Source organism: Pseudoalteromonas sp. ND6B, from assembly GCF_000764215.1.
GTDB classification, from domain to species: domain Bacteria; phylum Pseudomonadota; class Gammaproteobacteria; order Enterobacterales; family Alteromonadaceae; genus Pseudoalteromonas; species Pseudoalteromonas tetraodonis.
The window spans coordinates 1-23278 of record NZ_JQFL01000036.1 but is presented as its reverse complement, the minus strand read 5'-3'; the positions used below and the strand labels follow the sequence as shown (position 1 = coordinate 23278).

The following is a 23278-nucleotide window of genomic DNA, read 5'->3' as shown; positions in this document are numbered from 1 at the left end:
TTACTACGCTATTTTGAAAAAATGTTATTACTCATATAACAATAACTAAAAACCTAGTTAGGTTTATACTTTTTCTATTAATTATGCATTTCTTGATTTTAAATTATCATTAACATACGCTTTATGATATTGATTGTTTTTCACACGCCACCTAATAATAGTCTAAATTGAACTTCAAGCTATTTTTAATAGCTAAAAATATCTATCGCTGTGGCAATTTTTTACTTATAAGGGGCATCTATGTTCGCCATTGATACTTTTCACTCTCACGGCAGCGATATAGATAAATTTATCCAACCTGTAAGTCAGTTCACAAACAACAACCCAGATTTGCTGCTCGGCTTTGCTACAACCGATACTATTAAATACCTTTTTAATAACCAGCCAGGCTTTTTAAAAAACACTCACAATTGTTTAATCATCTCATCATGCCTTGGGTCATCAACCAACCAAACCTTATCATTAAATGAGCAAAGTATTAGTTTATTCTCGATTAAAGACTCAAATGGGCATTATGGTGTTGCAAGTTGTAATGCAACCGATAACCTAAGAGAAAATGCCGCTCAAACTGTACTTAAAGCCATTGCTAATGCAGGCCAAATTGGACTCGCGCCCAAAATGGTCTGGTGCTTTCAAGTTCCAGGTAATGAGGAGCTAGTTTTGCAGGGAATTCAAGATGCAATCGGCCAGCGTATACCTGTTTTTGGAGGAAGTTGCGCCGATAACGATATTTCAGCCAAGTGGTGTTTTAGCGATACTGAAAATGTATACCAACAAGGTTTTATTATTGCGGTGTTATACCCCAGTGTAGAAACATTCGGCTTTTATAGTTCAGGGTATGATAAAACAGACCAGCAGGGTACAGTGACAGACGTTGACGGGCGCATATTAAACACAATTGATAACCAGCCCGCCTTTGATGTTTATAATCAATGGCGAAAAAACATAGGATTAAACGCCTTAACTTCAGGAAATATTCTTGCACAATCAACGATGACACCACTGGCAAGCGCCCTTTCCTCCGATGATGATATTCCTAGGCTGTTGCTAAGCCACCCAGCGGTAGCAAAAAATGGCACGCTAGAATTATTTTCAAATTTAAGCGTTGGCGATACTATTTATCTTGCTTCGGGAAGCCCTGAACAATTAATAAAACGAGGCGATATGGTCGTTTCTGCACTAACCAAACTGGCAGACTTACATGCAATAAAAAATATAAAGGGTGCTATTATTATTTTTTGTGGCGGCTGTATGCTGTCAATTAAAGACGCCATGCAAGAAGTAAAAGAGTCTATTGCAGCACAATTACCCAACACCCCATTTATTATGGGCTTTACCTTTGGAGAACTTGGTACATTTAGTGACTCAACAAGTAAACATGGTAATTTAATGATTTCATGCGAAATCTTTGGTGATTCTGTATGACTACCAACGAAATATTATTAGAAAAACTACATTTATTACAGGTTCATAATTTAGCACTTGAGGAAAACCGTGCTTTTAATAGCCTGATTCTAAACGGCTTAGATGCCATTTTAAAGAACGACAGAACTGAAACCTTACTCACTGAGTTTTTTGATATTTTGCAGCAAGCCATTGCTTTTTCTGCGGCTATTTTAATTAAAATAAACCCCAGCAATGAATTATCTACATTAGTTACAGCATCGCACCCACAAAGTGATGAAATAATTACCCAACTCAAAGCACTAAATAAACCCAATAGAGACATTAAAAATGTATTTAACTTACACCAACTTTCTGATTGGCAAGTAACTGATCCTTTTTGGCATTCGCAGCATGCAATGCTCACCACCCCAGTAAGTACCAGTACAGAAAGCTACCAGCTCTATATTTTTTCAGAAACAATTGGCGCATTTAATCAGCACGATATTACTTTAATGCAACGCTTTGTCAGCTTTGCAGGGAATACAATTTCACAATTTGAAAAACGAAATTTACTTGTTAAACAAAAAGAAATGGAAGAAAAACAAAGTAACATTGAACAAGTGTTAATCAACTCTGAAAAAATGGCTTCGTTAGGGCAAATGGCGGCAGGCGTTGCACACGAAATAAACAACCCTTTAAGCTACATTGTCAGTAATATCCAAAATTTGGCTTACAACCTTGAGCAATTTAGTCATTTAATTAACGCACTCAAAGCAGAAAAAGCCATAGCGCAGCAAACATTAGCAGATACGCTACAACATTATCAATTTGATGAATTACAAACAGACTCAAGCGATATCATTGCTGAAATGACTGAAGGGGCTGATCGAGTTAAAGAGATTGTTCAAGGGTTAAGGCAATTTGCTCATCCGGATCAAACCCAAATTGGCGATATTGATATAACCGAGCTCATTGATAACACATTACGTGTTGCCTGGAACGAAATTAAATACAACGCCAACGTTGAAAAACACTACGACACAGAACCCGTTATCATCACAGGGCGTTCGACCCAGCTCTCTCAGGTATTTTTAAATTTATTTTTTAACGCCGCTCAAGCCATTTGCGACAAGGTTGGTGTCATCAGTATCACCACTAAAGCCGATAAAAAAAATGCCTATATAACTATTGCCGATAATGGCAGTGGAATTGATGTGGACAAATTAAATAAAATTTTTGACCCTTTCTATACTACAAAACCAATAGGCCAAGGCACAGGGTTAGGGCTGGCTATTAGCAAAGCAATTATAGAGCAACATAGTGGTCAAATTCGAGTTGAAAGCCAGCGAAACCGAGGTACTGTTTTTTATATTACTTTACCGAAGAAACCAATTTTAACTGATGACACGCTAACTATATTAAATACCAAACAATAAGAACTAAACCTTGTATTTAAAAAGAGTAAAGCGAGTTTAATTTTTAAATATATTTAACCTGAACCCTGGTTAATAAACATACTAACATATTGAATAATAATAGTTAAATTAATTTTTCTAGCCAGAGATTTTCAATGAAAACAAGGCGAATTTACGCGTCAATAGCTGGCCTATTGTAAGTAAATTCAACGCAGTTAGCGCTGAAAATAGCTGCTAGAAATAGGTATATTATCCAGAGCTCAGGTTATTTATGCAAATCGGCCTTAAAAGTAAATTCAAAGCATGTGCCTTTACCTAGCTCACTTGTAACATTTACAGCGCCTTGATGCTCTTGCACAGTTGCATACACTTCAGATAAACCAAGTCCAGTACCTTTACCCACTTCTTTGGTGGTAAAAAAGGGATCAAAAATACGCGCCAAATTATCAGGTTCTATACCACAGCCCGTATCTGATATAGCCAGGAAAATGTCTTTATCGTTATTGTAATCACACCTAATACTTAATACTCCCATAGGTTGCATCGCATGTAATGCATTAATTAGTGTATTAAATAATAACTGCCTAATCGCGCTAGGTTTTGCCCAAAAAATAATGTCTTTCTCTGGTACAGAGACCTCGGTTGTCGCTATATATTTTATTTCATTTTCGAGCACAATTAATGCCGAGCTTATTTCTGCAGACAAATTCATTTCGCACCAATCTTCATTGTCTTGTGATGCAAAATCACGCAGCCCGTTTACAATTTTACGTACCCGCTCAGTCCCCCCTAATGACTCTTCAACTAATTCAGGTAAATCCTCGTAGATAAAAGCAATACCGTTTTTTTCGTAAACATCATCAAGTAATGCTACAAATCGCGGTTCGGCTTGCTTTAAGATTATTTTTTTCTGTGTTTCATTGGTTTTTATTAATTTATCCATGTAATCGCTTAGTGTTTCTAAATTAGAACGTACAAAGCCAATAGGATTATTAATTTCATGTGCGACCCCCGCGGCTAATTGGCCAATGGAAGCCATTTTTTCAGACTGTAGCATTTGCTTTTGAGCGGTTTTAAGTTCGTCATGTAATTGCTTGAGCTTATTGTGGTCTCGTTCAAGCTCATTTTTTAATTGCGTTTGCTGCATAAAATAGCTCGCCTCTGCGGTAACGTCTGTTACCACAATACACACATGGCCTACATCGCCATTCTGGTTGATAATCGGCATAAACTGTACATTTTGATACATTTGTGACTCATCACCAGTAATTGGCCGAGTACTGCGCATTGGAAATACATGAGGGCGTTGTTGCCAATAACTAAAACTAGGATTTTTTAATACAAAAACACTGTCGATTTTACGCTTTAAAAAACGTGCTTGTTCAGCAAAAACCGTGAGTAAGTTCTGTCCCGTTAAATGATCGTTTCGGGTCGTTAAACCACCAAAAAAAGCAGAATTAATAAAAGTGATAATACAATTTTCATCTATAATACAAGCACCAATTGGGATTTGCTGGATAACGCGCTTAAATTCTGCCTCGTCCATCACCCCTCCAGCAAGGCACGAATTGGTATAAGCGCTTGTTCGATTGACCCTTCACTGAGACCTATAAGCACACGCGCATCAAACTTCATATGCTCTATTTTAAAATCAACTTCAATAACTAATATCGATGACCAATCTATATTCTGTGCCGCATTTTCAGGATAATAAAAAGAGGGCATATTTAATTGAGTAGTTAACTCTAATTGACTTGTAAAACCCTGCAAACAAGCCCCAGATAAAATGTTGGTTACTTCTAACACCAGTTCTTCTGTAGCCGCTTTATCAAGAGGTAAATCAAAATCCATGATATCGGCGAGTGCTTCACATCCCTCCTTTTGAATACTTGTAATTACTTCTCCACGAATTGAACCAACAAATGACTGCCTAGCAGACCAACTACTTTTTAACCCTTCAAGTATCCCTTGAAACGCTACTGGCGACAAAGATTCTATAGCGGGCACAGACAGCGCCACCTTTGTTTGAATTAAACGAGCAAGTGCATCAGCCGCTTGTCCCATAGAAATATTCATTATTTCTTGCAGTGCATCTTGCTCCTCTTCACTTATTGAAATCATAACAATCCAACCTCGTGTAACGTATTACTAAGCTCCTCAGCTGAAATAGGCTTTTTCAAAAACCTAAAGGCGCCTAAGGAGTTAACCAATGCCTGTGCCTCGGGTTGAATGTCAGCGCTAATTACAATAACAATGGTTTTTTTATGTTTATTATGCAGTTCATTAAGCACCTCATAACCATTCATTTGTGGCATTTGTAAATCTAAAAATAACACCTCAGCTAAACCATTATTAACTGCCTCCAGAGCCTCAACGCCATTCTTAGCCTCGTGCACGATTACATCCCAATCAACAGGGAGCACCCTGCGAATGGTTTTTCTAGACAACATTGAATCATCTGCAATTGTTATTGGTATTGCCATTGAGCTCTCACATAGACTAAAAAAATTACTTTAAAATATAGATGCTCTTTATATTTTGCGCAAAAGTATAGCTGTGTAATAGCCAAATTATAACAACGTAAATTACACCGTTTTGCGAATATTTTTACTCAAAAAATCTATTAAAATAAAGGATTTCTATTAAAAGAGTTGTTTACTTACAACCCTTAGACTAAATTTAAACATAAACTTTTTACTGGCATTTCGTGATGCAAGAATTAGACGGAATAAAAAAACTCAATCAACTGCCGCCAAGCATCTTATGCTTGGACGATGAAGCCAATGTACTCAAATCGTTAGTACGACTGTTGCGCCAAAACAAATTTGATGTGAGTGTTTCAACCAATGGCCAAGATGCACTTGATAAAATGCAAAAAAAACAGTTTGATGTCGTTATTAGTGACATGCGTATGCCACAAATGAGTGGGGCTGAATTTTTAGCTAAAGCAAGACAAATCGCTCCCGATACCCAGCGTATTTTGTTAACTGGTTTTTCAGATCTAGAGTCAACAGTCAGTGCCGTTAACGAGGGAGGCATTCATGCTTATGTGCAAAAACCTTGGCAAAACGATCACTTAATTAGCGTTATCCAATCAGGCGTTGAAAAGTTTAGGCTAAAAAAACACAATGAAATTTTACAACGCCATGTAAATCAGCAAAATGAACAATTAAAAGAGCTTAATAGTAATTTAGAGCAACTTGTCGACAAGCGGACAAAACAAATTAGAAGTGTACTAAAAAAACTAGAAGTCGCTAATGAAAGTGAAAAAAGAGAGCATCAATCGACTGTTGAACTGCTTTATAATTTTATCAATGCAAACCCCTATCTCGATGGTAAAAGAGCAGAGAATATAGCCGGCACATGCACTCAAATAGCGCGTTACCTTAATATTTCTCAAAAAAGTATTACGCTTGCGCCTATTGCTGGGTACTTAGCTCAAGTTGGTTTACTTGCTATGGACCCTGAGCTTTACAACAAACCTATTAACGAGCTCAATGAGGTTCAAAGAAAAACGTTTTACACCCACCCGAGTATTTCACAATTAATGCTCATGCCTGCTACTCACTTAAGTGATGTTTCTGATGCAATTTATCATCAATTCGAACGCTACAACGGCCAAGGAATACCCAAAGGACTTGCTAAAAACGATATCCCCATTGGGGCTATGGTGCTCAGCGTTGCTCGTGATTATTGGGAGCATTATGAGCAAAGCGACCCATTATTAACTACAAAAATGCGCCATGAGGTTGCACTTAATAATATTAAGCTTGGCAGTGACAGCTTATATCACCCAAAAATAGTAAAATCGCTTGAGGCAAGTCATGCACAGCTTATGGCCTCAGACACGTCTATTGGTTCAATAAAGGTGATGAGCGCACAAGAACTCGAAGAAAATATGATATTGGCAAACTCACTGCACAGCCATACAGGTATTATGCTTTTGCCTAAAGGACATATTTTCAATACGAAATCGATTGTTAAGCTACAACAACTCGAAGCCAAAAAACCGACCCCATTTAGAATTATGGTTAAAATGGCTAAATGATTGATCTAAAATACTCTTTTATTCGTTATACTAAGCCTAAATAGATACCTCTAAATCCATTGCTTGAAGGAGCACAACGTGTCGCGATTTTCTGCCGTTACCGACAATCCCCACGACGGGCGTTTTAACCAAAAAACGGGAATACTTCTGACCAACTTAGGTAGCCCCGATGCCCCAACAGCAAGTGCATTGCGTATTTACTTACGTGAGTTTTTGTCAGATCCGCGTATTGTAGAAATACCACGTATAGTGTGGATGATAATTCTCCATGGCATCATTTTGCGTATCCGCCCAAAACGCTCAGCTAAATTGTATAAAAGCATATGGACTGAAAATGGCTCGCCACTGACCCACATTACACGCCAACAAAGCATTAAATTAAATGCCTTATTAAAACAGCACGGCTATACCAACACCGAAGTGGTTATGGCGATGCGCTATGGTAATCCATCAATCGAAGCGGGCCTTGAAGAGCTCAGAGATAAAGGCTTAACCCGCATTATTGTGTTACCACTTTACCCTCAATATTCAAGTCCAACCACAGGCTCAACATTTGATGCCGTGGCAAATGTATTAAAAAAATGGCGCTGGGTGCCTGAGCTACACTTTGTAAATGGGTATCACAAAAACCCAACCTACCTAGAGTCGCTTGCTAACAGCATTAGCGAAGATTTAGAAAAACACGGCATGCCACAAAAAATGGTGTTTTCATATCACGGCATGCCTAAACAGTTTTTAGATAATGGCGACCCCTATCACTGCCTATGCCAACAAACCACCCGCTTAGTGGTAGAAAAGCTAGGCCTAGATAAAGACAAAGTGATCACCACTTTCCAAAGCCGTTTTGGTAAAGCTGAATGGTTAAAACCTTACACAGATGCAACTCTTGAGAGCTTACCTGGCGAAGGAATTAAAGATGTGGCTATTATCAGCCCTGCCTTTAGCGCCGACTGCCTAGAAACACTTGAAGAACTGGAAGGTGAAAACCGAGAGATTTTTGAAGAAGCCGGCGGCGAAAAATACCGTTATATAGCAGCGCTTAACGACCGTGACGATCACATAGACGCCATGTTTGATGTGTTAAAGCCAATGCTATAAAAACGGGAAGAGCAGCGGTTAGATTTTAGCTGTCAGCGATCAGCAAGAGATTAGCCAAGTGCGGTGATCGACTGTAGGCGTGAGTTTACCTCGCGCGCACAGTACCAAACCCGTTGCTCGACACCCGATCCCCGCACCTAACACCTAAAAGCTGCTCTTAGCTCTTACGTGTCACCATTAACGTGAGTGCTCCTGCTATTATCCCCCAGCATGCAGAGCCGACTGACCATAATGTTAAATCAGAAGCCGTAACTAAAAAGGTAATAATGGCCGCCTCTGTATATTCAGGACTGTGCAAAGACTGCTGCAAACTATTAGCGATGGTGCCAAACAAAGCAATACCCGCTAACGCCAATACCAGTGCTTGCGGCAGGCTTGCTACAATCGCCACTAGCATTGCAGCACACAGCGCCATAATAATGTAAAACACCCCACCAGCAATACTCGCCCAATAGCGCTTATCGGGGTTTTTATCGGCCTCTTCGCTCATACAAATAGCAGCCGTAATGGCCGCTAAATTAATTGAATAAGTGCCAAATGGCGCGGTTACTAAATTTATTAACCCGGTCACAGTTAATGACGATGATATTGGCGCTTTATAGTTATGCGCTTTTAAAATTGCAAACCCAGGTAAGTTTTGTGAAGTCATAGTTACTATATACAAAGGAATACTAATACTTATAAATGCCTGCAAACTAAAGTTTGGTGCAATATAAGCAAAGCTGCTTGCCTGCCAATGCACGGTGCTAGTATCGATATTTCCCATATACCAGGCTAAAAATATACCCGCTAACAATACACTTAGCATTGCAAACCGAGCAAAAAAGCGCTTGCCAATAAAGTACACCACCACCATTAAACCAATCACCAATGGCAAGTCGTTCATAAAGTTAAACACATCAATACCAAATGTGACTAATACCCCCGCTAACATAGCACAGGCCAGTTCACTGGGAATACGGTTCATGATTTTTTCAAACCAACCGGTAATGCCAGACACCAGCACCAATAAGGCTGATAGCATAAATGCGCCTATCGCTTCATGTAAACTGTAGCCCTGGGCACTTGAGATCAGTAATGCTGCACCGGTAGTCGACCATGCAATTAAAATGGGCACCTTATAATAAAACGACAGCACAATAGACGTACCGCCCATTACTAGCCCCAGCATTAATATCCAGCTTGCCACAAGTTCAGGTGTACCACCTAAGGTGATCACCACTTGATAAATCAATGCAATAGAACTTGAAAAACCAATAATGACCGCAACAAGTCCTGCCATAATTCGACTAAGTAACTGATCAGTCCCTGCCATAATTCCCTCTTTTAATAGGTGTTTAACGATACAACATACTTTGCCTATTTATACTTTGCAATTAGCCCTTTGAATAATGAAAAATGATCACGTTACTAAAAAATTTTATTGGTCAGTTTTACTTGTCAAAATCGGTGTGATTTAAAAAACACACACGTACCCAAAAACATGCCACAGGGTGCACCATTACTACAAAAAAGCCATCCTATTAAACCAAAAAAGTATACCTAAAAAAGGTAAAGCAAATACTTACAATAAGTTATAAAAAAAGCAATTACCACTTTATGGTTACAATTTAAATTTGATCTAATTCTTTTTTTAAGATAAAACCTAACAATTAGTTCACCATTTAACCTAAAAGAGAAACAGATGAAACGTTACATTGTTTTAACTATCGCTATTTCTTTGTCTGTATTTGCCTTGTATACGCTGCTTAATGATCAGAAAAAAATCGATGAGGTAGAAGCGCCCATTGCTATTGATATCGTTCCTGTTGATTCTGAGTTTGCAAAAAAAACACATAACCCATCGCCCATTGATATGAGTAAAGACCCTATTGCAGCAAAACCCGCTAACATTGAATCAAACGTACCTTCAAACTCATTTGACGCAATTAATAAACCTTCAGCAAAGGCTAAAGAAATACTTAAAGCGGCAAAAGTACTGCCAACCGATTTACAAAATGAAGCCTACATAGAATTTGATCTAGCGGCGCTAAAAACCCTCAAAACGGGTGATAATTTTGACCTTGCAATACCACAAACCGCAGAAACCTACAGCGCTGAAATAACCAATGTAACCCATGCCAGTAACGGCGATAAAAGCATTGTTGGTCAGGTTATTGGGGCCAATGGCGCAATGCACACCACCATATTAACCGTTGGCAATGATGCGGTTTACGGTCAATTTACAGCCCCAAGTGGTAATTATGTTTTTGAAAGTAAAGGTCAATATGGCTGGATTGCAGCTAAGCGTGACCTATATAAAACACATATAGAGCATCAGGTTGGTGAACCTGCACCAAAAAATGCGGATGACATAGACCCATTTGCACCTCGTGCTGAAAACACGCCCTCTTTTTAAACAAACCTGTCAACGCAGGCAACAAGACCTAGCAGTAAACACTGCAATCGTAAAAAGTAAGGAAATACAACAATGAAAAAAGTAATTTCAACAGCCGCTATTGCAACGGCGCTATGTGCGGCCAGCACAGTGTCAGCAGAAACCATTGATATTGGTATTTTATATACCGATCAATCTGCAGCAGCTACCAGTAATATCAATACCAAAATTAATCAGCTTATTGCTTTTAGTAACCAGGTATACAGCCAAAATGGCGTTGACATTACGCTACGTTTAGTTGGGACTCAAAATTTAGGTGACTATGCAGTAACCCCTTCTGAAGATTGGTTAAATGCCGTCACAAATAGTAGTTACGTAGATGGTTTACGCAATGATTGGAAAGCCGACATGGTTGCCGTACTCGGTACAGGCCAAAGTGCAGGTAACGGTTTAATTTCATGTGGCTTAGCATGGGTTGGCCAAGGCACAAATGGTAATTTATACAGCTCAATGAGCAGCCGCATGTACTCAATCACCGCAATCGATTGTGGAGCCACAACCTTTGTTCATGAGCTTGGTCATAACCAAGGTTTAGCGCATTCACGTAAGCAAGGCGATACAGCCGGTGGTGTATACGTTGATGGTATGGGGCACGGTGTACAAAATGAATTTGCCAGTATTATGGCCTACCCATTTGTATTTGGCAGTGCAACGCAGTACGACTATTTCTCAAACCCTAACTGGAGCGTAAACGGTATCCCATTTGGGGTGACCAATCAGTCGTACGCCATTCGTACCGTTACCGACACAAAAACCAGTATCGCTAACTTTAAATAAGCTCAATGCTGAATAATAAATGTATTCTCAAAATTCAGCTTAAATAACAATGTAAACATGGGTTAATAACCCATACAAACCAATTAAGTTTCCCTTGCGGAGCGCCTCGGCGCTCTTTTTTAATGATTAATCATTTTCTGTTTTATGGCAGGGAGTAAGGTTTCACCATCGCTATCCACTTTACTCATTAGCTTTAAACCCATCACCTTAACAAGCACAGGGTAAATATCTAAATTATTCACTCGCTCAATGCTCACCCCTTTTTTAAACGCCGGCCCGGTAGCAATAAATGTCGCTGCCATATCATCGGTATAGGCATAGCCATGCGTCCCTAAGTACGGCACTTTCGCACTATTGCTAAATACCGCAGGCGCTGTCGTTTGTACCACAATATCGCCCACACGAGTGCCTTTATTATAGTGATATCCTGCAAGCTGCTCCTCTGTTAGTACCGTGTAGCGTCCTTTTGCTGCATGTTGTAAACGGGCTTTATAAGTCTCAACATCTGCATTTTTAGCATCGCTTTTAGTATAAATAAGTAATCGAGGACCGGTATTAACAACCATAAAGTTATCATCTTTAGGTAAGCTGCTCACAACAATGCTCTGCTCAGGCTCAACTTGTGCCATACCATGATCAGACACAATCACCAGATTTACCTCTTGCTCTAACTTACTCAAGCGGGTTTTTAATTGCCCCATCAGCGCATCTAGCTGTTTAACGGCATCACGCGTTTGCACCGCATCAGGGCCATATTCATGCCCCATGCTATCCACTAACGAAAAATAACTCGCCACAAAACGTGGGCGCTGTGCTTTAGGTAAGCTTAACCATTGAATGATTTGATCAATTCGGTCTTGGTAGTCACCTTGTTTAGAGTAGTGAAAGTAATAGTCAGGCGTCATACCATTAAAGCGCGCATCCGACTCAGGCCAAAAGTATACCGCCGATTTAAGCCCATGCATTTTAACTAAATTCCACAGTGGCGTGCCGCGTACCCAGGTACTGTCTTTTTGTCCTTTCCCCATGCTGTAGCATTCATTATTGCGCGCTTTGTCACAAAACTTATTATCTACAATGCCATGGTTAACTGGCAGTAAACCGGTGATCACCGAAATATGATTTGGAAACGTTTTAGTAGGATAAACAGGCTGCATTTTTTGCGCTCTTACGCCTTGCTCACCCATTGCTTTTAAATTAGGCGCACCGTGCTTTTCAATGTAATCCCAACGTAAGCCATCAATAGAGATCATAACAACCGTTTGCTCTTTAGCGGCTTTTGCAAGCAGGCTTGCCAGTAAAAACAAACTCAATACAACGAACAATAAACGCATGGTTTTTCCTAATTAGGTTAATTTTTTAATTTGCTCAAACACACTAACATAGTTATTTTTAAATTTTGTGATCATCATTTCCAGTTTACTCACACTTTTGCGCAATTTAGCTGTATTTCGCAGGGTATAAATACTCGCTAACACCATTGAAACTAAAGATACCAAACAGTACAAGGCCACAGGAAACATATCTATATGTTGAATAATATAAGGATAATTTTGTAATTTAATAATTAATGGCTCTGGTAACAGGGTATTTAATAGAGGATAAAAATCGTGTGAGTCAAAGTACCAAGTACACCCAACAGCCACAAAACCTAATAACTGCATAATATTGAAACCACAGGTCATACCAAAATTAGTTACGCTGTCCATCGAGTAATCCATTTCTTTACTAATGTTGTAAGCATACTCTCTGTAATAAGGGTTATAACGGGTCGTATCAACTTGGCTATAAGCGTAAAAAAGCCAATCACCTACATCAACAGAGCCAAGCAAGTCTTCTCCTGCATAAAATACATAAGGCGTTCCATCGCTAGTTTCTAGCATAATTTCACCATTGAGCGAGGTATTGCGTTGCCTATGAATCTCTGTGGTTTTTATTTCGTTAGTATCCACATGGTTAACGCCCAGATAAACCCGCGTTGTTTTTGTGGTAGTAACAACTTGTTGTGTTTGACGAGTATTAGAACGCTGATCTTTATCAATTACTTTACCTAAAATAGCGCGGTGAAAAATATGCCCTTTTTCATCGCGCCCAAGTACATTCTTATGAATGTAATCGGTTTTATAATCACCACTGTATTCACGCATGAGCGCCTGCTCTAGATCGGCTATCATCGTTGGCTTACTCAAGGTGGCTGTTTCATTTTTAACAACTGAAACTACTTTTGTTTCACCCTCAGGTGTTTGTAATTCCGCTTGCTTTATTCCGCAGCAAAATAACAATGAGCTGCACCTTGGCTAATTCGTTGCTGGCAACCAATACAAATAACATCTGATTTAGCTGGTTCACGCTTTTGTAAATGGTAACCTAATTGAACTTTACTTATTGATAATAGCGTCTCTGAAGCTGCTAATATTTCATCATAATGTGCTTCTTTTAACGCTTTAGCCTTGTTATGAAAATTACGCTCATACATTAATATGCCAAGTAATACAGGTAACGTAATCATCGCTGCAGGTAAAAATGTAAGCGGGGTAAAACCTAATAAGCAACCCAACATAATGATACTAATGATCAACCAGGCAATTGAGCCACCGGCATAAATCGATTATTTTTAACCACAGTTTTAGCGTCACTCGCTGCAATATTGTGAGTTAACACCATTGGCTGAGCTTGAAAGGCACTGATCACATTACCTTTTTTTAAATTAGCAAGTACGTCTTTCTCTGCATCAATATTGAATGCATGTACCTTACCCGCTTTATCTTCAACTTCGAGCCATCAAAAGCCATACAACATGTTATTTGTTCTGCCGGTATAGCGACGTTTGTAATAATACATCGATTTGATCACCCCAGTGATCACTTCACTCTCAGGTGATTGTTGTTTAACTTTATCGAGTAACTGCGGAAAAATATCCTCAGCAGACAATAATTCGCGCTTTTGCGTTAAGGTTTCGCCACAATCGCAACAATGACGATCGTTAGCATAAATAGTATTTTGACAATGCTGCATCTTAATCCTAAAGAGTTACTCTGCGTTTAAATCAATTGAAAGGGTGAACTCACCAGCATCAATTTGATGCCAACGCCGATATGTTTTATAGCCTGGGGCTGAGATTTGAATATCATAACTGCTTGCTTTAAGGATCAACCCTGGGCGATATTTAGGACCAATATTCATAATTCGTATGATGGCATTAGGAGCATTAGTCGTAATTGTTAGCTTGGTTTTTTGCTCAACCATATATTGCCTACGCTGTTGCTGCCCTTCACTGAGCGAACTATCACCATGGCGCAAAATATCAACCTTTGCGAGTGCATGACTCAATGGCGAAAAGCGTTCATAAATACCTAGCGTATCTTCAAAAGCCAAGCCCAGAGGATGCAACACGGGTTGGGCATGTAAAGTCCAACGAATTGCATAACTAAATACCGGATTACTAGATTCTTCTACCTTAGTTAAAAAATAATTAACGGGACTTTGAGCGTCTCTAGTAAAGGTATTATTTATAAACAATACTGGCGCAATTAAAATAACAGCCGGCATAATAAGTTTTTGCAGCATAGTAACAGGGTGTTTTTTGTTTGTGACGGTTGTTGGTGCCGGTTTAATTAGCTGCCATAATTTTAGCGGTAACTTACTAAAAGTAAGACAAATCAAAAATAACGACAACGACATAGAAATAGGCGGAATAATCACCGAGCGCAGTGCTTGTTTGCCATACTCTGCATACTCACCGCCATCAACAAACTTACCTTGAGAGCTATTTAGCATTGCCAAATATTTGTCGGTGCGTTTTTCAATATTCGGATCGAGTACTCGTTCTTTAAAGCTTTTTTTATTCCAATCAGCGCGAATATTTTTTACATATAATTCACCCATACGATCGGCTATTCTAGCTTGTATTTGAGAATTTAGCTGAAACGCAACCCACGATAAATTTGGGTTTAAACTCAAACCGTGTTTGGCCATTTCACTGCGCCATTGGTTATTTGCTTCGGTTGTCACTTTCTCTGCAACGGCTTGAGCAAAGCGTTGCCTATCGTTAATACTCCAACTATCGCTAAGCGTTAATCCTTTCGCAGCAAAATGCGCACGTAGCTTTTTAGCTGTGGTTTGATGAGAGCGAAAAGTAAGTAAATTATCAATACTAAATTCATAGCCCGTTTCAGCAACAAATAATTGTTCAAACTTGGGGTGCTGTAAAAACCGCAGTTGGTAATGATCTGGGTCGTCAGTGTACTTATAGCGTTTATCTTTAATGCCACCATCACCGCCCGTAGCTAGGCTTGCTGCTTGCAATGCAGTATAAACACCGCCAGTTAAAAAACCCATTAACAAACTGCTCGCCGCATTTTCTGTGGCCGAAATATCTTCAACAATAAGCCAATAATCGGGTTCAATGTACCCTATGCCTGCTTTTAAAATATCACTGCGATAATCAGCCCCAGCACGCTCATAACAGCGGTTACGGCGATCTTTTTGGCTACTTTTTTTATAACGCTCAGAACAGTTAGCCACTTGCTTATGATAACCGTATATTTTAGGACCATATTTTTGTGCGCGTGCTGAAGCTTTTGCTATGTGGGCTTTTTGGGCTTGCTGATACTTACCCCAGCCATCATTTATTTGTTGTTCAACTTGTTGCCAATAACCTTGCTCTCGCTGATCAATTTCTGCCAATGTTTGGTTATATTTTTTACTGCCTGTAGCATACGATTTGTACTGTGAAGATAATTCGTTATAAAGCTGACTATATTCAGCGTAATGCTGTTCAAAATCTTGATACGCTTTTTTTTGCACGAATGAGGCGATAATTTGACGCTTATCTTCGTCTAAATTATCTGATAATGCGGCATCGCTATATAACAACCCCCCAAATAGCGCTAAAAAGGTTAAGTTTTCTGAGCTATGTAATTGCTCGGTATCGTAATCAAGGCCATTTACTTTAATCGAGTTTATAGCCAATGCATCTCTAAGTGCTGCGCTATATACTGCAAATTGACGCTGCTGCGCAGAGGAAGGCTCTATTAAGGTTTTTTCTATTGCATACTTTTGGCCATAAAACACCACAGGCCAAACTAAACACACTAAGGCAATTAACGAAATAACGCTGCGCCCTACTTTTGCCACCATTGCTTTCGGTAAAAAATCAGCCAGCAATAATGCAACCCCAACCCCAGATACAGCACGGCCGTAAATTTCTAAGTGTTCTAAATCTTCAGCTGAGGGCGTACCTAAACCCACTAAAGAAACCAGTTGTGCATTAAAAATAGCTTCAGGAAGCAAATATAAAGTGGCTAATAGCAGCAGTAAAAAACGCCACCAAAATGGTTTTAAAGTTGTTGTCATTATTAATTGTCTTATTATTTTTGTTTACGAAGCTCAAGCTCAACGGCGGGACGGGTTTCAAGACTAAAGTCTTCATCAGCCTCACGAGTACCAATCTCTAAATTAGGCACAGCCTTAACAGGTGCAAACTTAGTGCGATAAGAAACAGCTTTAAGTGATTTTAACTGGCCACCAATAGCCGGATATAACTGATTTTGCTGATAGGCCGCTAATTCATCCAAACGTGTTAAATCTAAATCATTAGGCATAGTCGCAATACCTGTAGCCGCAGGATGATCGCCCTTATATGGCTTAACAGGAGGCAATGCAAACACAGAGCAAAAACCATAAACGGTATCATCCATTATCACAGAGTCTGGACGTAATTGTGCTGCTTGCGCTACCAAGCTTTGTTCATGATAATCGTGTCCATTAATTGAGTATGTGGCGATATTAATACCTCGAGCTCTAGCACTGGGCTTTAACTGCGCTGCACTTTGTTTGTAGTGACGAATATCTAACACATAGCCAAAGTTACGTTTTAACTCTTTAGCTAATGCCGCCAGTTTTACAGGGCGGTCATAGCGAGATTCACGATGACGACGATTAGCATACGACTGCACACTTTCAAGCTGCTCTTTATTGCGTTCATAGATAGGATCGCTCCCCGCGCCGCGTTTGAGATCAGCCGCCAGCTTGTTCATTGATACCTTTGAAGGAGATTGAATAAACATCATATAAATATCAGGGTTAATATCGCGCAAACGCGTTAAGTTACGCAGCTCTAAACTACTAAAAAAGTAATTATTAGCCCCCACATATTGATACGCCAGGTAGTCGAGCATTTTCAAATCTGCAACGGAGGCGCGAGACTTAATTTCAATATTTAATTTTTGATGTGATTTACGATAGCGCGCAAAGGTACTGGCTAAAGCTTTAAATGAAGGCGGGACTGTGTTGGTTAATAAGCCTGTATGTTGATCGCGGTGGCGTAAAAAGCCCCAGTCTTTAGCATATCGAATAGACTCTATTTTACGTTGCTGATTATCAACAGTGCCTGTTTCACGGCCAGTGCGCGCATCATGATGCACAACCCACACATCATCACGGGTAAGGCGTACATCAATTTCAATTACATCAAAGTTATTGTCTATGGCGTCAATAACAGCACTCAGTGAGTTTTCAGGGAAACGCACCGAACCACGGTGGCTTTGCAAATTAAAGTCACTGCACTGACGTTCGCTTAAATAGTTAATGTTACCTAACTGAGTTTGGTAAAAACCACGAGCAGCCAATGCATCTGCACGGGCACTTAAGGCTTGTTGCTCTTTAACTGATACAGGATCAGTCGCGACTGTTTTAGGAGTGCTATTACATGCAGATAAAATGCTGGTTAGCATGCACACTGATAAAATATTGATATAAGCTAGAATACGCATCATGCTGACTAAGCCAAAAGGCTTTAACTCCCTGAAAAGAAATAAAGTTTACTTAGCATACAAGGTTATATGAACGTTTGCTTAATTAAAAGTTAAACTTAGCAGCTAAACTAATAATTTTAATTTAATATACAAGCTGTTAGATTAAATTTAACATTTAAGCAGGTCGCAAAGTAAAAAAGGATTACCATGATCAACTTCAGTAGCAAAGTAACCCCTGCACGTATGCAGCGCACCACTGCCAATTTACAAATGGCGCTTGAGAGCGATCGTGGCCGAATTATTAATAGTGCAGCCATTCGTCGGCTGCAACAAAAAACCCAAGTATTTCCGCTGGAGCGCAACGCGGCTGTGCGTTCGCGCCTAACTCACTCATTAGAAGTTCAGCAAGTTGGCCGCTTTATTGTGCAGCGTATCTTTGCCAATTTAAATTACCAGCAACAAAAAGAATATGGTTTATCGGGTTTAGAGCGCCCACTAGAAACCCTAGTAGAAATGGCCTGCCTAATGCACGATATAGGTAACCCGCCGTTTGGTCACTTTGGCGAAGCGGCTATTAATAATTGGTTTAATGCTAATTTAGCCAGCATTACGCCTGAGCGTTGCCAAACCACAAACAGCAGCATTGGCGTTATTTTTAAACATTTAGCCCAAGATATTTGTAGCTTTGAAGGCAACGCTCAAGGCATACGCATTATTCACTCTTTGCTGAGCCTAAATTTAACCTATAGCCAAACTGCCGCTATTTTAAAGTACACCCGTCCAGCTAGTTTAGCGAAGCAAGATATTCCTCAAAATAAAAACTACATTATGAAAAAAGTGGGGTATTACTACAGTGAAAAAAGCTTTGTTGAAGCACTGCAAACTGAGCTGAAAATGGAGCCCTATTGCCGTCACCCTGCCAGTTATATTATGGAAGCCGCTGACGATATTTCTTATTGCCTTGCCGACATAGAAGACGCCGTAGAAAAAGACATTATCACCACACAGTTATTATGCGAGCAACTAAAAAAGCAGTATCAAAAAGCGCTAATTAACTTAGCCCTTAACGACACTCAACACCAAAGCTTTGTGGACGACGCCATAAACTACGCCATAGAACGGGCACAAGCACAGCCCTTTAATTTTAATAGTGAGTTTTTTATTTATTTACGCGTGTCATTACTGCACCCGCTAGTAAACCATGCCGCAAAACGCTTTATTGAAAACATAGAGCCAATTTATCATGGCGACTTTAACCATGCATTATTAGAAGATCGCAGCTACCTGCATGCAGCAACCCAAGCGCTCAAACAAGTCGCGCTTGAGCATGTATTTTCGCACAAAGAAGTCGAAAAGCTCGAACTGCAAGGCTACCGTATTATTAATGGCCTACTCGATTGTTATAAACCTTTGCTGCTTTTGAGTAGCGATGACTTTAAACGTGCATTGCATGGCGACAACCGCTTATTAATAGAATCGAGACTCGTTAAAAAGCTCTCTAAAAAGCATTTAAGTAGCTATCAGCATGCCATAAATGCGATGCAAGAAGAGCCCGATCATTTTGCCGCCTATGAATTTTATTATCGCTGTCGGTTAATTCAAGACTACATTAGCGGTATGACCGACCAATTTGCTTACGACGAGTACCGAAGCTTAATGGTAATTGACTAGGGTCTGTTGACCTTTCAAGGTTAAATTTGCAGCAGTCTGTTTGGTATTTAGGCAAGGCAGAGCCTATGTGGTGTGGTTTTTCCCCATAAATAGGCGATAACGCAGCATCAATGCCAAACAGGCGCTGCCCGAAGGGTTCTGCCTAGGGGCGATTTACTCTTTGTTGCCTACATGGATGTAGGTAAGGGGCGTGAGCAGGACGCGGAAGCTTTGCTCGGTTTTTACTTAGCCCACTAGGTTACAAACCTCGCGCCGCGATTAAACCGCCCCTAGTTTGAACAAATTGTAATCCGCAAAGGTCAACAGACCCTAATTAACGCTAGGCGCTTCTAGATAATTTTTCACTTTACGCTTAAGATTAGGGCATTGATGCTTAACCACTTTTGAGTTTTATGAAACCATTACTGAGTTGCTTACTTTTTTGTTTTGCTTTGTTTTATAGTGCCAGCAGTGCCGCTTATAACGAAGCTATGTGTATTCTTATAAAACAAGAAATGCAGCAACACAGCAATAATAAAGCCAGCCGTAAATACCGTAATGCTGCGCGAGACTTTGAAAAAAACTGCAGTGATCCGCAAGCGGCACGCACTTTGCCAGTACCAAAGCCTAAACCGCAGCCGGTTATTGAACAATCGACCCCGGAGGTTGTAAAACCACAACAAACAGAACCCACTTTACAGCCAACGTTTCCAGACGCTGCAACTGAGCAAAGTGCAACTCCACCCCAAAATAATGTAATCGAACAAAGCGCCACTCAAACTATAGAGCAAGCTAAAAAAAATGCCTCAGTAGCATCAACCACAACAGCACCTGATGAGTCACAAGTCAATGTAACAGCAGCGGCTGAACAAAGCGGCGCTTCAGAAAAAAATGCACAGCCCAGCAAAATACCGGCCAGTGAATTATCAAACACTGAGGAAAATACGCAACCAGAGGTAAAAAAAGCCACCGTTGAGCCTGCACAAACCGCCGTACCTATTACTATAAAAGCCAGCGAGCAAACAGCCGTTATTGCCTCTTCAATGCCCAAAGGGGCTAATATAATCTCGCTAGTATTACCAAGTGTGGCACTATTGTTAATTGTGGTAATTACGGTTGTGGTATTAATGCGCCTGCGCAATATTAAGCAAAATAAACAAGCGGCTGATACTGGCATACCATTGCAAATGCCCCCCAGTAACGACAATGATCAAACTCACAGTGTTGTTACTGAGCCGATGGTGACTGGCTCTGATCTGCAAAACCCAGCTGTCGAAAGCAAGGGTAAAGAGCCTGATTCTAGTCGAGTTAATACAGTGAAAATAAAGCCGGAGCCTAACACGGCAGAGTTTGAAGCAGCTGCTAAAGCAACCTTAGAGCGGATAAAAAATGCAACAGAGTTTGCCGAGCCACAAGTAAGAGATTTTGACCCCGAAGCCAAACAAAGCAAAATTCAGCGTAATCCTATAAATCAGCCAATCAAAAAGGTACAACAAGAAGCGCCTATCAAGCCTTCACACAGCGCACCTGAACCCATTGTACCCCATCAGCCACAAGCTGATTTCCATCCTGCAAAAACGCAGCGTTCATCATTAAGCTCAACCACTGAACACGACTTTAAAGAGCCAGAGATACGCACTTTCGATCCCGACGCACCACTGCCAACTAAAAAAACTAAAGTAATGCCTGAGCAAGTAAAGGTTGCCCCTGAAGAGCAAAGTAAGCCCGATAACTCACTACAAAGCAGCAACCCATTTGCTAATTTATCGCTTGATGAAAGCTGGGATCCAAATTCTCCCGAAAAACCAAAAGTAGAAGAGAAAAAACGCGCACCTAAATCACAAGCACTCATCGATGCAGAAGAACGCGCAAAAAACATGCAAACAAAAGAATAACGCGGTAACATAAAAACACTTAAAATAAGTCTGTAAAGCGACGGTATAGCCCTTAAGCCTACATTCAGTTAACGCCTTTAAAATAGCCTGTTTTTTAAGCAACGCTCAAAGCCGCTTTATATCCAAAAAGGGTATATTTAATAGAAGGAGAGACTTATACACATGCATGTTATGTTATCAGCTAAATCAAGATACCGTATTTATATCGCATCTTTTTTGCTGATGGCTTTTACCAGTCATTACACGCACGCAATTGAAGCAATACAACCCTCAAGCAAAGCGCCTAATCACCATGCTACTTTAAATATAAGTACAGGCGAATGGCCGCCTTTTTTAAGCGAATCGCTGCCTCACAAAGGCGTGGTTGCGCATTTAATTACCGATATATTTGCACAAGCTAACATTAAAGTTAACTTTACCTTTTTACCGTGGCCGCGTGCCTACCACGACACCATTAATGATAAATACGCAGCTACTGCCGTATGGATGTTTGAACAACAACGTACTGAGGATTATTTTTACAGTGAGCCAGTGCTAAACGAGCGTTTTGTATTTTTTTATCATAAACAACGCCCTTTTGATTGGCAAAATCTAAACGATTTAAAAGGCTTATTACTCGGTGGTGGGCTTGCCTACAGTTACGGCAAAGACTTTGATAAAGCAGCCGATGAAGGCTTATTCGATATGTCGCGAGTAAGTACCACAGAGCAAAACTTTAAACGCTTAGCTATGGGCAGAATCGACGCCTTTGCCGAAGAACAAAGCGTTGGCTATCACATATTAGCAGGGCAAAAACCGACAATAAAAAATGGCATTGTGCACCACCCAAGGCCACTATTAATCAATAAAAGCTTTGTGATGTTCCCTAAAAATAACCCACGCAGTGAACAGCGGCTTGAAATATTTAACCAGCAATTACTTAAATTTAAACAAAACGGCCGTTATCAAGCCTACTTTGATGCGTTAGATAATGGCGCTTATCAACCCACAAATAGCGCCCTGGCCGACTAACCTGTAGGCAGGGCTTTATGCCGCGCGTTTTATGTTTGGAACGCGAGTTTCGGGCTACGAGCTAGGTTTTAGGTTTTAGGTTCTAGTGTTTGTACAAGCTCGCTACTCGTCGCTCGAAGCCCGTTGTCTTCTCTGTGTTCAAATAATTTTTAAGTAATTTATTCACAAAGAGGTTATGAGACGCTGCGCTTTTAGAGGAAATAAAAAAGCCAAATATTATTCTGTAGCAGCAATTTTATATCGCGTATTTATAGGCTTTTGCATTTTACCCGCGCCTCATCGCTCGAAGCCCGTTGTCTTCTCTCGCTTCTCTATGTTCAAACATGTTTTAAGTAATTTATTCACAAAGAGGGCAAAGCCCCCTGTGTCAGGATAGTTGTCGCCTCTAACATTTAGCAGAGGCAAATAAAATGAGACGTCAATTTACACAAGAATTTAAAGTTCAAGCTGTTGAAAAAGCATTATCTCAATGTGATGATGTTCGCTTAGAAGATATTGCAGATGACTTAGGTGTCGGTTATTCAACGTTACAACGTTGGATAGCACTGGCAAAAAAGCATCAACTTGAAATACACCAGACGGGTAGCCAAATGACAGCAGAAAAACGACCACAAGACTGGAGTTTAGAAGAAAGACTCAACGCAGTAATTGAGTGTGGAAGTTTAGATGAAGCCGCCATAAATGAATACTGCCGTAATATAGGGCTTTATCCGCATCATATTCAGCAATGGAAGAAAGACTTAGTAACACCACCTTCAAATAAAACAGTAAAGTCAGACAGTAAACAGCTTAAGCAAGAAATAAAG

At 40.1% G+C, this 23278-nt stretch carries 20 protein-coding genes; 10 read left to right on the top strand and 10 right to left on the bottom strand.

Annotated features, from left to right (window positions below; all coding sequences use genetic code 11):
• Positions 1-240 precede the first annotated feature (240 nt).
• Entirely contained in the window at positions 241-1425 is a 1185-nt protein-coding gene (locus tag ND6B_RS09390; protein ID WP_033103513.1) for an FIST signal transduction protein, read from the top strand.
• Positions 1422-2822: a sensor histidine kinase gene (locus ND6B_RS09395; RefSeq protein ID WP_033103512.1), complete on the top strand. Its 1401-nt coding sequence runs from the start codon at positions 1422-1424 to the stop codon at positions 2820-2822. The genes ND6B_RS09390 and ND6B_RS09395 overlap by 4 nt, the downstream gene beginning before the upstream one ends.
• A gap of 244 nt (positions 2823-3066) precedes the next feature.
• On the opposite strand, the gene ND6B_RS09400 is transcribed toward ND6B_RS09395, so the two are convergent.
• Genes ND6B_RS09400 through ND6B_RS09410 form a run of 3 tightly spaced genes read right to left on the bottom strand, consistent with a single transcriptional unit; the run spans position 3067 to position 5284 of the window.
• Positions 3067-4347 carry a PAS domain-containing sensor histidine kinase gene (locus ND6B_RS09400; RefSeq protein WP_033103511.1) on the bottom strand — a complete coding sequence of 427 codons (1281 nt, stop codon included), beginning with the start codon at positions 4345-4347 and terminating at the stop codon, positions 3067-3069.
• Positions 4347-4922 (bottom strand): chemotaxis protein CheC, encoded by a 576-nt coding sequence (locus tag ND6B_RS09405; protein WP_033103510.1) that lies wholly within the window; start codon positions 4920-4922, stop codon positions 4347-4349. The genes ND6B_RS09400 and ND6B_RS09405 overlap by 1 nt, the downstream gene beginning before the upstream one ends.
• Entirely contained in the window at positions 4919-5284 is a 366-nt protein-coding gene (locus ND6B_RS09410; protein ID WP_033103509.1) for a response regulator, read from the bottom strand. Before ND6B_RS09410 ends, ND6B_RS09405 begins: the two co-directional genes overlap by 4 nt.
• 227 nt (positions 5285-5511) lie before the next feature.
• Here ND6B_RS09410 and ND6B_RS09415 point away from each other — a divergent pair, with 227 nt between their 5' ends.
• Complete coding sequence (locus ND6B_RS09415) at positions 5512-6849, top strand: HD domain-containing phosphohydrolase (RefSeq protein ID WP_033103508.1); 1338 nt, start codon at positions 5512-5514, stop codon at positions 6847-6849.
• 78 nt (positions 6850-6927) lie between these two features.
• A complete protein-coding gene (hemH, locus tag ND6B_RS09420; RefSeq protein ID WP_016899101.1) occupies positions 6928-7947 on the top strand; it encodes a ferrochelatase in 1020 nt (339 codons plus the stop codon).
• A gap of 157 nt (positions 7948-8104) precedes the next feature.
• Here the strand turns inward: hemH and ND6B_RS09425 are convergent, their stop codons facing one another.
• Complete coding sequence (locus ND6B_RS09425) at positions 8105-9262, bottom strand: benzoate/H(+) symporter BenE family transporter (RefSeq protein WP_016899100.1); 1158 nt, start codon at positions 9260-9262, stop codon at positions 8105-8107.
• Between the two features lie 369 nt (positions 9263-9631).
• Here ND6B_RS09425 and ND6B_RS09430 point away from each other — a divergent pair, with 369 nt between their 5' ends.
• Positions 9632-10345, top strand: a complete 714-nt coding sequence (locus ND6B_RS09430; RefSeq protein WP_033103507.1) for a hypothetical protein — start codon at positions 9632-9634, stop codon at positions 10343-10345.
• Between the two features lie 72 nt (positions 10346-10417).
• Complete coding sequence (locus ND6B_RS09435) at positions 10418-11161, top strand: zinc-dependent metalloprotease family protein (protein ID WP_024602595.1); 744 nt, start codon at positions 10418-10420, stop codon at positions 11159-11161.
• Between the two features lie 119 nt (positions 11162-11280).
• On the opposite strand, the gene ND6B_RS09440 is transcribed toward ND6B_RS09435, so the two are convergent.
• From ND6B_RS09440 to ND6B_RS09465, 6 genes are all read right to left on the bottom strand, one after another.
• Positions 11281-12495 carry an alkaline phosphatase family protein gene (locus ND6B_RS09440; protein WP_033103506.1) on the bottom strand — a complete coding sequence of 405 codons (1215 nt, stop codon included), beginning with the start codon at positions 12493-12495 and terminating at the stop codon, positions 11281-11283.
• Positions 12496-12507: 12 nt separating this feature from the next.
• Positions 12508-13443 carry a hypothetical protein gene (locus ND6B_RS09445; RefSeq protein WP_033103505.1) on the bottom strand — a complete coding sequence of 312 codons (936 nt, stop codon included), beginning with the start codon at positions 13441-13443 and terminating at the stop codon, positions 12508-12510.
• Complete coding sequence (locus ND6B_RS09450; RefSeq protein WP_033103504.1) at positions 13422-13721, bottom strand: hypothetical protein; 300 nt, start codon at positions 13719-13721, stop codon at positions 13422-13424. The genes ND6B_RS09445 and ND6B_RS09450 overlap by 22 nt, the downstream gene beginning before the upstream one ends.
• A gap of 221 nt (positions 13722-13942) precedes the next feature.
• A complete protein-coding gene (locus ND6B_RS09455) occupies positions 13943-14176 on the bottom strand; it encodes a hypothetical protein (protein WP_033103503.1) in 234 nt (77 codons plus the stop codon).
• Between the two features lie 15 nt (positions 14177-14191).
• Positions 14192-16516 carry a hypothetical protein gene (locus ND6B_RS09460; protein ID WP_033103502.1) on the bottom strand — a complete coding sequence of 775 codons (2325 nt, stop codon included), beginning with the start codon at positions 16514-16516 and terminating at the stop codon, positions 14192-14194.
• Between the two features lie 14 nt (positions 16517-16530).
• Positions 16531-17937 (bottom strand): glycerophosphodiester phosphodiesterase, encoded by a 1407-nt coding sequence (locus ND6B_RS09465; protein WP_033103501.1) that lies wholly within the window; start codon positions 17935-17937, stop codon positions 16531-16533.
• 186 nt (positions 17938-18123) lie between these two features.
• Here ND6B_RS09465 and dgt point away from each other — a divergent pair, with 186 nt between their 5' ends.
• The 4 genes from dgt to ND6B_RS09485 all read left to right on the top strand — a co-directional run.
• Positions 18124-19587 (top strand): dGTPase, encoded by a 1464-nt coding sequence (gene dgt / locus ND6B_RS09470; protein WP_016899096.1) that lies wholly within the window; start codon positions 18124-18126, stop codon positions 19585-19587.
• Between the two features lie 392 nt (positions 19588-19979).
• Positions 19980-21461, top strand: coding sequence for a hypothetical protein (locus ND6B_RS09475; protein ID WP_033103500.1), 1482 nt, complete (start codon positions 19980-19982; stop codon positions 21459-21461).
• Positions 21462-21623: 162 nt separating this feature from the next.
• Positions 21624-22472 (top strand): substrate-binding periplasmic protein, encoded by an 849-nt coding sequence (locus tag ND6B_RS09480; protein ID WP_033103499.1) that lies wholly within the window; start codon positions 21624-21626, stop codon positions 22470-22472.
• 410 nt (positions 22473-22882) lie between these two features.
• Positions 22883-23278 (top strand): transposase (locus ND6B_RS09485; protein WP_033102530.1); only part of this gene is annotated, 396 nt, incomplete at its 3' end.

What these genes read in the sequence shown, in the direction of transcription:
- dgt (WP_016899096.1), top strand. Translation starts at nt 18,124, where the DNA reads ATGATCAACTTCAGTAGCAAAGTAACCCCTGCACGTATGCAGCGCACC.
- ND6B_RS09480 (WP_033103499.1), top strand. Translation starts at nt 21,624, where the DNA reads ATGCATGTTATGTTATCAGCTAAATCAAGATACCGTATTTATATCGCA.
- ND6B_RS09390 (WP_033103513.1), top strand. Translation starts at nt 241, where the DNA reads ATGTTCGCCATTGATACTTTTCACTCTCACGGCAGCGATATAGATAAA.
- ND6B_RS09415 (WP_033103508.1), top strand. Translation starts at nt 5,512, where the DNA reads ATGCAAGAATTAGACGGAATAAAAAAACTCAATCAACTGCCGCCAAGC.
- ND6B_RS09430 (WP_033103507.1), top strand. Translation starts at nt 9,632, where the DNA reads ATGAAACGTTACATTGTTTTAACTATCGCTATTTCTTTGTCTGTATTT.
- ND6B_RS09455 (WP_033103503.1), bottom strand. Translation starts at nt 14,176, where the DNA reads ATGCAGCATTGTCAAAATACTATTTATGCTAACGATCGTCATTGTTGC.
- ND6B_RS09435 (WP_024602595.1), top strand. Translation starts at nt 10,418, where the DNA reads ATGAAAAAAGTAATTTCAACAGCCGCTATTGCAACGGCGCTATGTGCG.
- ND6B_RS09395 (WP_033103512.1), top strand. Translation starts at nt 1,422, where the DNA reads ATGACTACCAACGAAATATTATTAGAAAAACTACATTTATTACAGGTT.
- ND6B_RS09450 (WP_033103504.1), bottom strand. Translation starts at nt 13,721, where the DNA reads ATGTTGGGTTGCTTATTAGGTTTTACCCCGCTTACATTTTTACCTGCA.
- ND6B_RS09440 (WP_033103506.1), bottom strand. Translation starts at nt 12,495, where the DNA reads ATGCGTTTATTGTTCGTTGTATTGAGTTTGTTTTTACTGGCAAGCCTG.
- ND6B_RS09425 (WP_016899100.1), bottom strand. Translation starts at nt 9,262, where the DNA reads ATGGCAGGGACTGATCAGTTACTTAGTCGAATTATGGCAGGACTTGTT.
- ND6B_RS09475 (WP_033103500.1), top strand. Translation starts at nt 19,980, where the DNA reads ATGAAACCATTACTGAGTTGCTTACTTTTTTGTTTTGCTTTGTTTTAT.
- ND6B_RS09400 (WP_033103511.1), bottom strand. Translation starts at nt 4,347, where the DNA reads ATGGACGAGGCAGAATTTAAGCGCGTTATCCAGCAAATCCCAATTGGT.
- ND6B_RS09410 (WP_033103509.1), bottom strand. Translation starts at nt 5,284, where the DNA reads ATGGCAATACCAATAACAATTGCAGATGATTCAATGTTGTCTAGAAAA.
- ND6B_RS09465 (WP_033103501.1), bottom strand. Translation starts at nt 17,937, where the DNA reads ATGATGCGTATTCTAGCTTATATCAATATTTTATCAGTGTGCATGCTA.
- ND6B_RS09405 (WP_033103510.1), bottom strand. Translation starts at nt 4,922, where the DNA reads ATGATTTCAATAAGTGAAGAGGAGCAAGATGCACTGCAAGAAATAATG.
- ND6B_RS09460 (WP_033103502.1), bottom strand. Translation starts at nt 16,516, where the DNA reads ATGACAACAACTTTAAAACCATTTTGGTGGCGTTTTTTACTGCTGCTA.